12 protein-coding genes are annotated in these 16,219 nt (G+C 68.7%); all 12 read right to left on the bottom strand.

Annotated elements, in window-relative coordinates:
- The 12 genes from rplW to K7640_RS19515 all read right to left on the bottom strand — a co-directional run bounded on the left by rplW (window position 1) and on the right by K7640_RS19515 (window position 16,097).
- On the bottom strand, window positions 1–303 hold the full coding sequence (rplW, locus tag K7640_RS19570; RefSeq protein WP_222956315.1) for a 50S ribosomal protein L23: 303 nt from the start codon (window positions 301–303) through the stop codon (window positions 1–3).
- Window positions 300–950, bottom strand: coding sequence for a 50S ribosomal protein L4 (gene rplD, locus K7640_RS19565; RefSeq protein WP_222956314.1), 651 nt, complete (start codon window positions 948–950; stop codon window positions 300–302). Before rplD ends, rplW begins: the two co-directional genes overlap by 4 nt.
- The gene (rplC, locus tag K7640_RS19560; RefSeq protein WP_222956313.1) at window positions 947–1,612 is read right to left on the bottom strand and encodes a 50S ribosomal protein L3; all 666 of its coding nucleotides are present in this window, start codon (window positions 1,610–1,612) and stop codon (window positions 947–949) included. Before rplC ends, rplD begins: the two co-directional genes overlap by 4 nt.
- 11 nt (window positions 1,613–1,623) lie before the next feature.
- The gene (rpsJ, locus tag K7640_RS19555; protein WP_007073037.1) at window positions 1,624–1,932 is read right to left on the bottom strand and encodes a 30S ribosomal protein S10; all 309 of its coding nucleotides are present in this window, start codon (window positions 1,930–1,932) and stop codon (window positions 1,624–1,626) included.
- A 357-nt stretch (window positions 1,933–2,289) separates the two neighbouring features.
- On the bottom strand, window positions 2,290–3,483 hold the full coding sequence (tuf, locus tag K7640_RS19550; RefSeq protein ID WP_091065773.1) for an elongation factor Tu: 1,194 nt from the start codon (window positions 3,481–3,483) through the stop codon (window positions 2,290–2,292).
- Between the two features lie 220 nt (window positions 3,484–3,703).
- Window positions 3,704–5,800 carry an elongation factor G gene (fusA, locus tag K7640_RS19545; protein ID WP_222956312.1) on the bottom strand — a complete coding sequence of 699 codons (2,097 nt, stop codon included), beginning with the start codon at window positions 5,798–5,800 and terminating at the stop codon, window positions 3,704–3,706.
- 76 nt (window positions 5,801–5,876) lie between these two features.
- Window positions 5,877–6,347, bottom strand: a complete 471-nt coding sequence (gene rpsG / locus K7640_RS19540; RefSeq protein ID WP_222956311.1) for a 30S ribosomal protein S7 — start codon at window positions 6,345–6,347, stop codon at window positions 5,877–5,879.
- A gap of 1 nt (window position 6,348) precedes the next feature.
- The gene (gene rpsL / locus K7640_RS19535) at window positions 6,349–6,723 is read right to left on the bottom strand and encodes a 30S ribosomal protein S12 (protein WP_007465318.1); all 375 of its coding nucleotides are present in this window, start codon (window positions 6,721–6,723) and stop codon (window positions 6,349–6,351) included.
- Window positions 6,724–7,196: 473 nt separating this feature from the next.
- Window positions 7,197–7,577 (bottom strand): hypothetical protein, encoded by a 381-nt coding sequence (locus K7640_RS19530; RefSeq protein ID WP_222956417.1) that lies wholly within the window; start codon window positions 7,575–7,577, stop codon window positions 7,197–7,199.
- A 667-nt stretch (window positions 7,578–8,244) separates the two neighbouring features.
- Window positions 8,245–8,613, bottom strand: coding sequence for a hypothetical protein (locus tag K7640_RS19525; protein WP_222956310.1), 369 nt, complete (start codon window positions 8,611–8,613; stop codon window positions 8,245–8,247).
- A gap of 81 nt (window positions 8,614–8,694) precedes the next feature.
- Window positions 8,695–12,585: a DNA-directed RNA polymerase subunit beta' gene (locus tag K7640_RS19520; protein WP_222956309.1), complete on the bottom strand. Its 3,891-nt coding sequence runs from the start codon at window positions 12,583–12,585 to the stop codon at window positions 8,695–8,697.
- A gap of 80 nt (window positions 12,586–12,665) precedes the next feature.
- Entirely contained in the window at window positions 12,666–16,097 is a 3,432-nt protein-coding gene (locus K7640_RS19515) for a DNA-directed RNA polymerase subunit beta (RefSeq protein ID WP_222956308.1), read from the bottom strand.
- Between the last annotated feature and the right edge of the window lie 122 nt (window positions 16,098–16,219).

Raw genomic sequence — 16,219 nt, 5'->3', positions numbered from 1 at the left:
TCAGCTGACCGGGCCGCCGAAGGCCTCGATACGGTCACCGTCAGCCAGCTTCACCATCGCCCGCTTGGTGGCCTTGCGCTGGCCGAACCCGGTACGGGTCCGCTTGCGCTTGCCCTCGCGGTTGAGCGTGTTGACCGTCAGGACGCGGACGTTGAAGATCTGCTGGATAGCGATCTTGATCTCGGTCTTGTTCGCGTCCGGGTGCACCAGGAAGGTGTACCAGTTGCGGTTCAGCTCGCTGTAGCTCTTCTCCGAGACGACCGGCGCGACGATGACGTCACGCGGATCGGCGATCGTGCTCACTTGCCACCCTCCTCGGTGGTCTCGGCCGGGACGCCCAGGAACTCGTCCAGCGCCTCCTTGGTGAAGACCACGTCGTCGGCCACCAGCACGTCGTACGTGTTGAGCTGGCCGGCCTCGATCAGGTGCACCCGCGGCTCGTTGCGCAGCGACACCCAGTTCAGCTCGTCGGTGCCGCTCAGCACGACCAGGACCCGACGGGCCTCGGTCAGCTTGGCCAGCGTGGCCAGGGCGGCCTTGGTCGACGGCGTCTCGCCCGAGACGAACGCCTCGACGACGTGCACCTGGCCGGCGCGCGCCCGGTCGGAGAGGGCGCCACGCAGGGCGGCGGCCTTCATCTTCTTCGGGGTGCGCTGGCTGTAGTCGCGCGGCACCGGGCCGTGGACCACGCCACCGCCGGCGAACTGCGGCGCGCGGGTCGAACCCTGGCGGGCCCGACCGGTGCCCTTCTGCTTGTACGGCTTCTTGCCGCCGCCGCGGACCTCGCCCCGGCTCTTGGCCTTGTGCGTGCCCTGGCGGGCCGCCGCGAGCTGAGCCACCACGACCTGGTGCATCAGGGCGAGGTTCGCCTGGACGTCGAAGATGTCGGCCGGCAGCTCGACGGAGCCGCTCTTGGCGCCTTCGACGTTGCGGACGTCAACGGTGGTCACTTGGCCGCACCGCCCTTCTTCGCCTTGGTCTTGGCCGCGGTACGGACCAGGACCAGCGCGCCCTTGGGGCCGGGGATGGCGCCACGGACGAGCAGGAGGTTGTTCTCGGTGTCGACCGCCTGGACGGTCAGGTTCTGGACGGTGTAGCGCACGCCACCCATCCGGCCCGCCATCCGGGTGCCCTTGAAGACGCGACCCGGGGTGGCGCAGGCGCCGATGGAGCCGGGCGAGCGGTGCTTGCGCTCGACACCGTGGCTCGCGCGCAGACCGTGGAAGCCGTGCCGCTTCATCGGGCCGGCGTAGCCCTTGCCCTTGGTCTTGCCGGTGACGTCGATGACGACGCCGACCGGGAACTCCTCGACCGTGACCTCCTGGCCCAGCGAGTAGTCCGCGGCGTCAACGGTGCGCAGCTCGACGATGTGCCGGCGCGGCGCAACGTCCGCCTTCGCGTAGTGCCCGCTGATCGGCTTCTTGACCTTGCGCGGGTCGATCGTGCCGTAGGCCAGCTGGACCGCGGAGTAACCGTCCTTCTCGGCGCTACGAACCTGGCTGACGACGCACGGGCCGGCCTGAACCACGGTCACCGGGACAACACGGTTGTTGTCCCAGACCTGGGTCATGCCGAGCTTTGCGCCCAGGATCCCCTTGACTTGCCTGTCCATTTGTCCGATCCCTACAGCTTGATCTCGATGTCGACGCCAGCCGGCAGGTCGAGGCGCATGAGCGAGTCGACCGTCTTCGGGGTCGGGTCGATGATGTCGATCAGCCGCTTGTGCGTGCGCATCTCGAAGTGCTCGCGCGAGTCCTTGTACTTGTGCGGCGAGCGGATAACGCAGAAACGGTTGATCTCCGTGGGCAGCGGCACCGGGCCAGCGACCTGCGCCCCGGTACGCGTCACCGTCTCGACGATCTTCCGAGCCGAGGAGTCGACGACCTCGTGGTCATAGGCCTTGAGCCGGATGCGGATCTTCTGTCCCGCCATGGTGGCTTCTGTTCCTTCTCTCGATGCCGCTGTGTTGCGGGCACCTGCGCCGGCTGGCACAGGCCCACTTCGCCGACCCCCGCGGTCGGGCGTGTCGCGCCCTCGGGCCAGGCTCCGCCCCGGGACTCCGGAGCGACTGCCGACCTCGCGGTGGGTCAGGGCGCCGATCGCATCACAGCGATCTGGACGCCGTGCGAGGGTGGTTGACCGCCACGGGGGCGATCAACCACCCAACGCCCGACTGTTGGTCATAGCCGGAGGTCCAACTTTCGCCGGACACGGTCGACCAACCGTCGTTACGCAACCTGACCAGTATGCCGTACTACCGCACGGCAACGCCAATCGGGGTTACCTAGCTCACTTGATGATCTTGGTGACGCGACCCGCGCCGACCGTCCGACCACCCTCGCGGATCGCGAACTTCAGGTTGTCCTCCATGGCGATGGGCTGGATCAGCTTCACCGACATCGAGGTGTTGTCGCCCGGCATGACCATCTCGGTGCCCTCGGGCAGCGTGACGACGCCGGTGACGTCCGTGGTCCGGAAGTAGAACTGCGGACGGTAGTTCTGGAAGAACGGGGTGTGCCGGCCGCCCTCCTCCTTGGAGAGGATGTAGACCGTCGCCTCGAACTCCGTGTGCGGGGTCGTGGTGCCCGGCTTGACGACCACCATGCCGCGCTCGACGTCCTCGCGCTTGGTGCCCCGCAGCAGCAGGCCGACGTTCTCGCCTGCGCGGGCGTCGTCCAGGGTCTTCCGGAACATCTCGATCGCGGTGACCTTGGTCTTGAAGCCCTTCTCGCGGATGCCGACGACCTCGACGTCCTCGTTCGGGAGCAGCACGCCACGCTCGACACGACCGGTGACGACGGTGCCGCGACCGGTGATCGTGAAGACGTCCTCGACGGGCATGAGGAACGGCTTCTCGGTCTCGCGCTCCGGCTGCGGGATCGCGGTGTCGACCGCGCTCATCAGCTCGAGCAGCTTCTCGGTCCAGACCGGGTCGCCCTCGAGCGCCTTCAGCGCGGAGACCTGGACGACCGGCAGGTCGTCACCCGGGTACTCCTGCGAGGAGAGCAGCTCGCGGACCTCGAGCTCGACGAGCTCCAGGAGCTCCTCGTCGTCGACCATGTCGCTCTTGTTGAGCGCCACGACGATGTACGGCACACCGACCTGACGGGCCAGCAGCACGTGCTCGCGGGTCTGCGGCATCGGGCCGTCGGTCGCCGCCACCACCAGGATCGCGCCGTCCATCTGCGCGGCACCGGTGATCATGTTCTTGATGTAGTCGGCGTGACCGGGGCAGTCGACGTGCGCGTAGTGCCGCGCCTCGGTCTGGTACTCGACGTGCGCGATCGAGATCGTGATGCCGCGGGCCTTCTCCTCCGGCGCCTTGTCGATCTCGTCGAACGGCGTGTACGGGTTCAGGTCCGGGTACTGGTCGTGCAGGACCTTGGTGATGGCCGCCGTCAGCGTCGTCTTACCGTGGTCGATGTGACCAATGGTGCCGATGTTGACGTGCGGCTTAGTCCGCTCGAACTTAGCCTTCGCCACTGGTGTCCTCCTGTGGACTTCTTGGTTCGTTCGCCCCGGTGCGCCGGGTCGGCGCTTAGGACTCTGTCGACAGCCTTTCCGGCCTGACGGCCGGGAAGCCTTTGTGGGTTCTGCGGCGATGAAGCCTACAGGCCCGGATTCATGCGATCCGCCCGGGTGGTCGCGGGTGGGAGAGCGTTCCCGCGACCGGACCCGGCTCGCGCCTCAGCTCAGGTGAGCGTCACTCACCCGTCGCCTTGGCGATGATCTCCTTGGCCACCGAGTTCGGAACCTCGGCGTAGGAGTCGAACTGCATGCTGTAGCTAGCCCGGCCCTGGGTCTTCGACCGCAGGTCGCCGACGTAGCCGAACATCTCCGACAGCGGCACCAGGGCCCGGACGACGCGAGCGCCGCTGCGCTCCTCCATCGCCTGGATGATGCCCCGCCGGGAGTTGAGGTCGCCGATGACGTCACCCATGTTCTCCTCAGGAGTGGTGACCTCAACGGCCATCATCGGCTCGAGCAACGCGGGGTCGGCCTTGCGGGCCGCCTCCTTCATCACCATCGAACCGGCGATCTTGAACGCCATCTCGGACGAGTCGACCTCGTGGTACTGACCGTCGAGCAGCGTCACCTTGACACCCACCAGCGGGAAGCCGGCGAGGATGCCGTACTGCATGGCGTCCTGGGCGCCGGCGTCCACCGACGGGATGAACTCCCGGGGGATGCGGCCACCGGTGACGGCGTTCGCGAACTCGTAGGTCGGCGCGTCGTTGCCCAGCGGCAGCGGCTCCACGCTGATGATGACCCGGGCGTACTGGCCGGAACCACCGGTCTGCTTCTTGTGGGTGTACTCGATCTTCTCCACCTTGCGGCGGATCGTCTCGCGGTACGCCACCTGCGGCTTACCGATGTTCGCCTCGACGTTGAACTCGCGGCGCATCCGGTCGACCAGGATGTCCAGGTGCAGCTCGCCCATGCCGGAGATGACCGTCTGACCGGTCTGGTCGTCGAGCTTGACCCGGAAGGTCGGGTCCTCCTCGGCGAGCCGCTGGATGGCGGTGCTGAGCTTCTCCTGGTCAGCCTTGGTCTTCGGCTCGATGGCGACCTCGATGACCGGCTCCGGGAAGGTCATCGACTCCAGGATGACCGGGTTCGCCGGGTCGCACAGGGTGTCACCGGTGGTGGTCTGCTTCAGACCCTGCACCGCGATGATGTCGCCGGCCTGGGCCGAGCCACGCTCTTCCCGCTTGTTGGCGTGCATCTGGTAGATCTTGCCGACCCGCTCCTTGCGGTCCTTGGTGGAGTTGACCACCTGGGTGCCGGTCTCGACGATGCCGGAGTAGACCCGGACGTAGGTGAGCTTGCCGAGGTGCTTGTCGGTCTGGATCTTGAAGGCGAGACCGGAGAACGGCTCGGACTTCGACGGCTTCCGCTGCAGCGGGGTCTCGCCGTCGGTCGCGGTGCCCTCGATGGCCGGGACGTCCAGCGGCGACGGCAGGTAGTCGATCACGGCGTCGAGCATGGGCTGCACGCCCTTGTTCTTGAACGCCGAGCCGCAGAGGACCGGGTTGGCCTTGCTGGCGATGGTGGCCCGACGGATGGCGGCCTTGATCTCCTCGACGGAGATCTCCTCGCCCTCCAGGTACTTCTCCATCACCGAGTCGTCGACGTCGGCCAGGGTCTCCATCAGCTTCTCGCGCCACTCCGCCGCGGAGTCGGCCAGCTCGGCCGGGATCTCCTCGATGGCGTAGTCCTCACCCTTCTGGGTCTCCCCACGCCAGGTGAGGGCGCGCATGCCGACCAGGTCGACGACGCCGATGTGGTCGCCCTCGAGGCCGATCGGGATCTGGAGCACCAGCGGGGTGGCGTTCAGCCGGTCGATCATCATCTGCACGCAGCGGAAGAAGTCGGCACCGGTCCGGTCGAGCTTGTTGACGAAGCACATCCGCGGGACGTGGTACTTGTCGGCCTGACGCCAGACGTTCTCCGTCTGCGGCTCCACGCCGGCGACACCGTCGTAGACCGCGACCGCACCGTCCAGCACGCGCAGCGACCGCTCCACCTCGACCGTGAAGTCGACGTGGCCGGGCGTGTCGATGATCTGGATCGTGTGGCCCTTCCACTCGCACTTCGTGGCGGCGGAAGTGATGGTGATACCGCGCTCCTGCTCCTGCTCCATCCAGTCCATGACGGCGGCGCCCTCGTGGACCTCACCGATCTTGTACGTGATACCGGTGTAGAACAGGATTCGCTCGGTGGTAGTGGTCTTACCGGCATCGATGTGCGCCATGATGCCGATATTGCGTACGTTGGCGAGCGCGTCTGCGGCGGCCACTTCAATCCCTACTTATCGTCGTCCCGACACAACTGGTGGCGGTTCCGGCGCCGGTCGGGCGCCGGAACCCCCGGTGTTACCAGCGGTAGTGCGCGAAGGCCTTGTTGGACTCCGCCATCTTGTGGGTGTCCTCGCGCCGCTTGACGGCGGCACCGAGGCCGTTGCTCGCGTCGAGCAGCTCGTTCATCAGCCGCTCGATCATGGTCTTCTCGCGACGGGCCCGGGAGTAGCTCACCAGCCAGCGCAGACCCAGGGTGGTCGCGCGGGACGGCCGCACCTCGACCGGGACCTGATAGGTGGCGCCACCGACCCGACGGCTGCGGACCTCGAGGGTCGGCTTCACGTTGTCCATCGCCCGCTTCAGCGTGACGACGGGATCGGTGCCGGACTTCTCGCGGCAGCCCTCCAGGGCGGCGTACACGATGCGCTCGGCGAGCTGACGCTTGCCGCGCATCAGGATCTTGTTCACCAGCTGGGTGACCAACGGCGAGTTGTACACCGGGTCAGCGACCAGCGGCTTCCGCGGAGCGGGTCCCTTACGCGGCATGTCAGCTCTTCTCCTTCTTCGCGCCGTAGCGGCTGCGAGCCTGCTTGCGGTTGCGGACACCCTGGGTGTCCAGCGAGCCGCGAACGATCTTGTAGCGCACGCCGGGAAGATCCTTGACCCGACCACCGCGGACGAGCACGATCGAGTGCTCCTGCAGGTTGTGGCCGACGCCCGGGATGTAGGCGGTCACCTCGATCTGGCTGCTGAGCTTGACACGCGCGACCTTGCGGAGCGCCGAGTTCGGCTTCTTGGGGGTGGTGGTGTACACGCGGGTGCACACACCGCGCCGCTGAGGGGAACCCTTCAGCGCCGGGGTCTTGGTCTTGGTCGTCTTGGCCTGACGGCCCTTTCGGACCAGCTGCTGGATGGTGGGCACCGGGTTTCTCCGCTCCCTTCGGCCGCTGCTAGGCGACCGCGCCGTCTGCTCTTAGCCGGCCGGATGGACGGCTCTCCTACATTCCAACCGGGTCCGCCTGACGGCGGCCCCAGCACCCGCGGTCGGGCGTGTCGCCCGGATCGCGGTCCGGTGTCGTCGCTCGCGCGCGTAACCGGCTTTCTGTCACCGGCACGCGGCTCACCACGCGCCGGGTCTTGGGCCTTTGTCGTGTCGCCGCGCGATCACCGGGGGCACCGGCGCCAGCGCACGCACGAGTTGCCCGGGCGGGCCCGGGCACAAGGGGAAAGAGTACCTACCACAGCCGCACAGGTCAAAACGGAACGGTCGGAGTGGGCTGCGTCGCAACCCGTCGTCCTCGAACCGTCGTCCCCGTACGCCCACGATGGGCACCTACGACGTCAAGTGTACCGGCTCGCCCCGGGTACGGCCGCTCGGGCCCGTAGCGACCGCCGTCACGTGAACTGCAGCACCAGGGCCAGCGCCAGGCCGAGCAGGCTCAGCCCCAGCCCGACGCAACCGCAGATCAGCCCGGCCCGGGCCAGCCCGCGGCCGGCGAACCGGACCTCCGGCGGGGCGGCCGGCCGGCGGATCTGCCGCGACCCGAGCAGACCGGTCACGATCGCGGCCGTCCCGGCGATCGCGCCCAGCACGGTGATGGCGCCGGCGGCCCAGACCCCGCCCGCGCTCCGGGCGGCGAGGCCGACGCAGAGCACCAGCAGCGAGACCAGGATCGAGACGATACCCACCAGCAGCGACGCGGTGGCCAGGCCGGAGGTGACCGGCGGCACGTCCAGGTGGACCACCCCGAACGGCGTACCCGGCACCGGGTCGATCCGCTTCGGCGGCCGGGCCGGCTCACGCGACGGCCGGGGGCCGCCCCAACCGGGGTGGGCCGGCGCGGGCGGCCACCCGGGCCCCGGCGGCGGACCCCACGAACCGGGTGCCGGCCAGCCGGGCCGCATCGGGCCGCCGGACGCCGGCCCGCCCGGAGGGTACGGCCCAACGGGCCCCCCGCCCGGGTAGGGCTGCCCCGAGTGCGGCGGGCCCGAGTACGGCTGGCCGGGGTACGGCTGGCCCGAGTACGGCGGCCCGGGGTACGGCTGCCCGGGGTACGGCTGCCCGGGGTACGGCTGCCCGGGGTACGGCTGGCCCGAGTACGGCTGCCCGGAGTACGGCTGGCCCGGGTATGGGCTGGTCCCCGGCGCGGGCTGGCCGGTCGGCGGCACGGGCGGTGGCGCGTACCCGACGGAGGCGGTCTCCGGCGGCAGGCTCGCCGGTTCGTCCCACCGCGCCGACGCCGGACTCCGGTCGCCCGGCCCGCCGTCCCCGCCCGGCGCGGAGCCCTCCCCGGAGCGTCCCGGGTCACCCGCCGCCGGCGGCACCGGTTCCGTCACGCGCTCCTCCTCCTGGCCAGCCACGCCCACCGTCACGCGACGGACACCGGTCAGGCTACCGCCGGCACGCTCCCCGTCCGGGCCCGGCGCGAGGATCCGGCGGCGGTCAGTCGATGTTGGGGGCGTAGTCCTGCCCGAAGGGCGCATCCGCCCACCGGACCACCCCGACGACCAGCGCGCCGACCAGCGCTACCGCGGCGAGCACCAGACCGACCCAGGCCAGCCGCTCGCCGCGGCGCAGCCAGGCGCCCCCGGTCAGGAAGCCGCCGGAGGCCCACGCCTCACGGCGCGCCTGCCGGGACAGTTGCAGGGCGATCGTCGCCGGCACGATCCCGCCCACGAACAGGCCGGTCAGCGCCGCGATCAGCCCGAGCGCGAAGACCGCCCGGGCCTTGGTGGCGCGGGCCGGGTCCGGATCCAGCGGGTGGCGGGTGCCCGCGTACCCGACGGGTGCCGGCCCGGGTGCGGTGGTCATGGCCCCATCATGCCCGGTGCCGGGCGGCCCGGGCACGACGAAGCCCCCGGCGGGAGGCCGGGGGCTTCGTCGTGTCACTGCTTAGCGGTACGACCCGAAGTCGAAGTCGTCCAGCGGCACCGCCTGGCCGCTGGCCGGCCCGAAGCCGTAGTCGGTCTCCGGGTAGCCGGTCATCGAGTAGACCTTGGCCTTCGCCTCCTCGGTCGGCTCGACCCGGACGTTGCGGTACTTGCTGATGCCGGTACCGGCCGGGATGAGCTTACCGATGATCACGTTCTCCTTGAGGCCGATCAGCGAGTCGCTGCGGGCGTGGATCGCCGCGTCCGTCAGCACCCGGGTGGTCTCCTGGAAGGAGGCCGCCGACAGCCAGGAGTCGGTGGCCAGCGAGGCCTTGGTGATACCCATCAGCACCGGACGACCGGCGGCGGGCTCGCCGCCCTCGCCGACGAGCCGGCGGTTCTCCGACTCGAACAGCGCCCGGTCGACCAGCACGCCCGGCAGGAACTCGGTCGAGCCGGAGTCGATGACCGTCACCCGCTTGAGCATCTGGCGGATGATGATCTCGATGTGCTTGTCGTGGATGAGCACACCCTGCGAGCGGTAGACCTCCTGGACCTCCTGGGTCAGGTGGACCTGGACCGCGCGCGGGCCGAGGATGCGCAGCAGCTCGTGCGGGTCGATGGTGCCCTCGGTGAGCTTCTCGCCGACCTCGACGTGATCGCCCTCGTGGGTCCGCAGCCGGACCCGCTTGGAGATCTTGTCGTAGACGATCTCGTCGCTGCCGTCGTCCGGCACCACGATGATCTTCCGCGACCGCTCGCCGTCCTCGATCCGGACCCGGCCCGGGGTGTCGGCGATGGGCGCCTTGCCCTTCGGGATCCGGGCCTCGAAGATCTCCTGGACCCGGGGCAGACCCTGGGTGATGTCCTCACCCGCGACACCACCGGTGTGGAAGGTACGCATCGTCAGCTGCGTACCCGGCTCACCGATGGACTGGGCGGCGATGATGCCGACCGCCTCGCCGACGTCCACCGTCTTGCCGGTCGGCAGCGAGCGGCCGTAGCAGGCGCCGCAGACGCCCAGCTTCGACTCGCAGGTCAGCACGCTGCGCACCCGGATCGTCTCGACCCCGGCCGCGACGATCTTGTCGACCACGATCGAGTTGACGTCGGTGCCCCGGGTGGCGACGACGGTGCCGTCCGGCCCCTTGATGTCGTCGGCCAGGGTACGGGCGTGCACGCTGGTCTCGGCGTGCTCGTGCACCACCAGGGCGCCACCCTCCAGGCGCTCGCCGATCTGCATCGGGATCGCCCGGTCGGTGCCGCAGTCCTCCTCGCGGATGATGACGTCCTGCGAGACGTCCACCAGACGCCGGGTCAGGTAACCCGAGTCGGCGGTACGCAGGGCGGTGTCCGCGAGACCCTTACGGGCACCGTGCGTGGAGATGAAGTACTCCAGCACGGACAGACCCTCCCGGTACGAGGCCTTGATCGGCCGCGGGATGATCTCACCCTTGGGGTTGGCCACCAGACCACGGATCGCCGCGATCTGCCGGAGCTGGAGCAGGTTACCGCGGGCACCCGAGTTGATCATCTTCCACAGCGGGTTCTCCTGCGGCAGCGCGGTGTCCATCTCCTTGGCGACCTCGTTGGTCGCCCGGGTCCAGATCTGGATGAGCTCGCCGCGCCGCTCCTCCGGGGTCATCAGACCGCGCTGGTACTGCTTGTCGATCTGGTCGGCTTCCTTCTCGTACCGAGCCAGGATCTCCGCCTTGCGCGGCGGCGCGATGACGTCCTCCATGCCGATGGTGACGCCGGACCAGGTCGCCCAGTGGAAGCCGGCCTCCTTGAGCCCGTCCAGGGTGGCGGCCAGGGCCACCTTCGGGAAGCGCTCGGCGAGGTCGTTGACGATCGCGGAGAGCTGGCCCTTGCGGATCTCGTAGTTCACGAAGCGGTAGCCCGGGGGCAGCGTCTCGTTGAACAGGACCCGGCCCAGGGTGGTGTCCACCGTCACCGGCTCGCCCTCGACCCAGCCCTCCGGCGCGACCCACGGCTCTGCGCCGCGGCCGTTGTCGACCCCGACGACGTCCCGCAGGCGGATCCGGACCGGCGCCTGCAGGTGCAGCTCGCCGTTGTCGTACGCCATCCGGGCCTCGGCGTCCGAGCTGAACGCCCGGCCCTCGCCCTTGCCACCCGGCGTCTCGTGGGTGAGGTGGTAGAGACCGATGACCATGTCCTGGGTGGGCATGGTGACCGGCTTGCCGTCGGCCGGCTTGAGGATGTTGTTCGACGACAGCATCAGGATCCGCGCCTCGGCCTGGGCCTCGGCGGACAGCGGCACGTGGACCGCCATCTGGTCACCGTCGAAGTCGGCGTTGAACGCGGTGCAGACCAGCGGGTGGATCTGGATCGCCTTGCCCTCGACCAGCTGCGGCTCGAAGGCCTGGATGCCCAGCCGGTGCAGGGTCGGCGCCCGGTTCAGCAGGACCGGGTGCTCGCCGATGACCTCTTCCAGCACGTCCCACACGACCGGCCGCTGCCGCTCGACCATCCGCTTGGCGGACTTGATGTTCTGTGCGTGGTTGAGGTCGACCAGCCGCTTCATCACGAACGGCTTGAACAGCTCCAGCGCCATCTGCTTGGGCAGGCCGCACTGGTGCAGCTTCAGCTTCGGGCCGACCACGATGACCGAACGGCCGGAGTAGTCGACGCGCTTGCCGAGCAGGTTCTGCCGGAACCGGCCCTGCTTGCCCTTGAGCATGTCGGACAGCGACTTCAGCGGGCGGTTACCCGGGCCGGTGACCGGCCGGCCGCGGCGGCCGTTGTCGAACAGCGCGTCGACGGCCTCCTGCAGCATCCGCTTCTCGTTGTTGACGATGATCTCGGGCGCGCCGAGGTCGATCAGCCGCTTGAGCCGGTTGTTCCGGTTGATCACCCGGCGGTACAGGTCGTTCAGGTCGGAGGTCGCGAAGCGGCCACCGTCGAGCTGCACCATCGGGCGCAGGTCCGGCGGGATGACCGGGACGCAGTCCAGCACCATGCCGAGCGGCGAGTTGCGGGTGTTCAGGAACGCCGCGACGACCTTCAGCCGCTTGAGCGCCCGAATCTTCCGCTGGCCCTTGCCGCTGCGGATGGTCTCGCGCAGGCTCTCCGCCTCGGCGTCGAGGTCCATGTTCTGCACCAGGGCCTTGATGGCCTCGGCGCCCATGGAACCGGTGAAGTACTCACCGAACCGGTCGCGCAGCTCGCGGTAGAGCAGCTCGTCGGTGACCAGCTGCTTCGGCTCCAGCTTGCGGAAGGTGTCCAGCACCTCGTCCAGGCGGTCGATCTCGCGCTGGGCCCGGTCGCGGATCTGGCGCATCTCGCGCTCTCCGCCCTCCTTGACCTTGCGCCGGACGTCCGCCTTGGCACCCTCGGCCTCCAGCTCGGCCAGGTCGGCCTCGAGCTTGGCGGCCCGCTTCTCGATCTCCGAGTCACGGCTGTTCTCGGACTGCCGCTTCTCGGCGAGGATCTCGTTCTCGATGGTCGAGAGGTCACGGTGACGCGCCTCGGCGTCCACGCTCGTCACGACGTACGAGGCGAAGTAGATGATCTTTTCGAGGTCCTTCGGGGCGAGGTCCAGCAGGTAGCCCAGCCGGCTCGGCACGCCCTTGAAGTACCAGATGTGGGTCACCGGAGCGGCCAGCTCGATGTGACCCATCCGCTCCCGGCGAACCTTGGAGCGGGTCACCTCGACGCCGCAGCGCTCGCAGATGATGCCCTTGAAGCGGACCCGCTTGTACTTACCGCAGTAGCACTCCCAGTCCCGCTGCGGACCGAAGATCTTCTCGCAGAAGAGCCCGTCCTTCTCCGGCTTGAGGGTGCGGTAGTTGATGGTCTCGGGCTTCTTGACCTCGCCGTGGGACCACTGACGGATGTCGTCAGCGGTGGCGAGGCCGATGCGCAGCTCGTCGAAGAAGTTGACGTCGAGCACTATGTCCCCTATGTCGTCGTCTGTACTGCTAGCTAGTGGGTGGGGTCGGGAGCCGGCGAACCGGCTCCCGACCGTTCACCTCAGACCTCTTCGACCGAGCTCGGCTCGCGCCGGGACAGGTCGATGCCCAGCTCCTCCGCCGCCCGGAACACCTCGTCGTCGGTCTCGCGCATCTCCAGGGCCACGCCGTCGCTGGAGAGCACCTCGACGTTGAGGCACAGCGACTGCAGCTCCTTGAGCAGCACCTTGAACGACTCCGGGATGCCCGGCTCGGGGATGTTCTCGCCCTTGACGATCGCCTCGTAGACCTTCACCCGGCCGAGGACGTCGTCGGACTTGATCGTCAGCAGCTCCTGCAGGGCGTAGGCGGCGCCGTACGCCTGCATCGCCCAGCACTCCATCTCACCGAAGCGCTGGCCACCGAACTGCGCCTTACCACCCAGCGGCTGCTGCGTGATCATCGAGTACGGGCCGGTCGACCGGGCGTGGATCTTGTCGTCGACCAGGTGGTTGAGCTTGAGGATGTAGACGTAGCCGACCGCGATCGGGTCCGGCAGCGGCTCGCCGGAGCGACCGTCGAACAGCTGCGCCTTGCCGCTGCGCCCGATCAGCTGCTTGCCGTCCCGGTTGGGCAGGGTCGACGCGAGCAGACCGGAGATCTCCTCCTCGCGGGCACCGTCGAAGACCGGGGTGGCCACGTTGGTGTCCGGCTCGGACTCGTGCGCGTCGATCGAGCGGAGCTGGCGCTTCCACTCCTCGTCCTCGCCGTCCACGCTCCAGCCGGTCTTGGCCACCCACCCGAGGTGGGTCTCCAGGACCTGGCCGATGTTCATCCGGGACGGCACACCGAGCGGGTTCAGCACGATGTCGACCGGGGTGCCGTCCTCCAGGAACGGCATGTCCTCGACCGGCAGGATCTTGGAGATGACGCCCTTGTTGCCGTGCCGGCCCGCGAGCTTGTCACCGTCCTGGATCTTGCGCTTCTGGGCCACGTAGACCCGGACCAGCTCGTTGACGCCCGGGGGCAGCTCGTCGCCGTCCTCGCGGGAGAAGGTACGCACGCCGATGACCGTGCCGGTCTCACCGTGCGGCACCTTCAGCGAGGTGTCCCGGACCTCGCGCGCCTTCTCACCGAAGATCGCGCGGAGCAGCCGCTCCTCCGGGGTCAGCTCGGTCTCACCCTTCGGGGTGACCTTGCCGACCAGGATGTCGCCGGGGACGACCTCGGCGCCGATCCGGATGATGCCGCGCTCGTCGAGGTCGGCGAGCATCTCCTCGCTGACGTTCGGGATGTCGCGGGTGATCTCCTCCGGACCGAGCTTGGTGTCCCGGGCGTCGACCTCGTGCTCCTCGATGTGGATCGAGGTGAGCACGTCCTGCTGCACGAGGCGCTGCGACAGGATGATCGCGTCCTCGTAGTTGTGGCCCTCCCAGGTCATGAACGCCACGAGCAGGTTGCGCCCGAGCGCCATCTCGCCCTCGTCGGTGCACGGACCGTCGGCGATGACCTGACCGGCCTCGACGCGGTCGCCCTCGAAGACGACCGGCTTCTGGTTGACGCAGGAGCCGGCGTTGGAGCGGCGGAACTTGTGCAGCAGGTACGTCCGGCGGTGGCCGTCGTCCTGGTGGACCGTGATGTAGTCCGCGCAGAGGTCCTCGACCACACCGCCGACCTCGGCGACGACCACGTCACCGGCGTCCACGGCCGCGCGGTATTCCATCCCGGTGCCGACCAGCGGGGACTCGGCCTTGACCAGCGGCACCGCCTGGCGCTGCATGTTCGCGCCCATCAGTGCCCGGTTGGCGTCGTCGTGCTCGAGGAACGGGATCATCGCGGTCGCGACCGAGGTCATCTGCCGCGGCGACACGTCCATGTAGTCGACGGCCCCCGGCGCGACGTCCTCGGTCTCGCCGCCCTTACGGCGGACCAGGACGCGGTCCTCGGCGAACGTGCCGTCCGCCCGCAGCGGGGCGTTGGCCTGCGCCTTGACGAACCGGTCCTCCTCGTCCGCGGTCAGGTAGTCGATCTGGTCGGTGACCCGACCGTCGATGACCTTCCGGTACGGCGTCTCGATGAAGCCGAACGGGTTGACCCGGGCGAAGGTGGACAGCGCGCCGATCAGGCCGATGTTCGGGCCTTCCGGCGTCTCGATCGGGCACATCCGGCCGTAGTGGGACGGGTGCACGTCGCGGACCTCGAAGCCGGCCCGCTCCCGGGACAGACCACCCGGGCCGAGCGCGCTCAGCCGGCGCCGGTGGGTCAGGCCCGCCAGCGGGTTGGTCTGGTCCATGAACTGGGACAGCTGCGAGGTGCCGAAGAACTCCTTGATCGCCGCCACCACGGGGCGGATGTTGATCAGGGTCTGCGGCGTGATCGCCTCGACGTCCTGGGTAGTCATCCGCTCGCGGACGACCCGCTCCATGCGGGAGAGGCCGACCCGAACCTGGTTCTGGATCAGCTCACCCACGGTGCGCAGGCGCCGGTTGCCGAAGTGGTCGATGTCGTCGGCCTCGTAGCCCTCCTCACCGGCGTGCAGCCGGCAGAGGTATTCCACGGTGGCGACGATGTCGTCCTCGGTCAGCGTGCCGGTGGTGATCGGCACACCCACTTCGAGCTTCTTGTTGAACTTGTAACGACCGACCTTGGCGACGTCGTACCGCTTCGGGTTGAAGAAGAGGTTGTCGAGCAGGGTCTGGGCGTTCTCGCGGGTCGGCGGCTCGCCAGGGCGGAGCTTGCGGTAGATGTCGAGCAGCGCCTCGTCCTGGCTGGCGATGTGGTCCTTCTCGAGCGTGGTCATCATCAGCTCGGACCAGCCGAACTTCTCACGGATCTGCTCGGCCGACCATCCGATGGCCTTGAGCAGGACCGTGACGGCCTGCCGGCGCTTGCGGTCGATGCGGACGCCGACCGTGTCGCGCTTGTCGATGTCGAACTCCAGCCAGGCACCCCGGCTCGGGATGACCTTGACGCTGGAGAGGTCGCGGTCGGAGGTCTTGTCCGGCTGCTTGTCGAAGTACACGCCCGGCGAGCGGACGAGCTGGCTGACCACGACGCGCTCGGTGCCGTTGATGATGAAGGTGCCCTTCGGCGTCATCATCGGGAAGTCACCCATGAACACCGTCTGGCTCTTGATCTCGCCGGTGGTGTTGTTGGTGAACTCCGCGGTCACGAACAGCGGGGCGCAGTAGGTCAGGTCCTTCTCCTTGCACTCCTCGATCGAGGCCTTGACCTCGTCGAAGCGCGGAGCCGAGAAGGACAGCGACATGGTGCCGGAGAAGTCCTCAATGGGACTGATCTCGTCGAGGATCTCCGCGAGACCCGATCGTGCGTGCGGGTCGTCCGCCGACCGGCCCTGCCAAGCCTCGTTGCCGACGAGCCAGTCGAAGGACTCGTTCTGGATGGCAAGGAGGTTGGGGACCTCGAGATGTTCGGTGATCCGACCGAATGAAACTCGGCGGGGAGCGAAAGCACTCGACGTACGACTGGTCTTCGCAGGGCGGGAAGCTGCCAAGATGCGTCCTTCCGAGGACCGGTGCTGCAGAACGGCTGGTACGCGTGCACTCCAATGACCCCACCAGAATTATCCGTAAACGGACATTTCCGAGCAGGGGTCAAGTCGGAAGGCAGCGCAAA

The sequence above is a fragment of the Micromonospora sp. PLK6-60 genome (assembly GCF_019890675.1).
Taxonomy (GTDB): Bacteria; Actinomycetota; Actinomycetes; order Mycobacteriales; family Micromonosporaceae; genus Micromonospora.
This window is presented reverse-complemented; position numbering and strand designations above follow the sequence as displayed.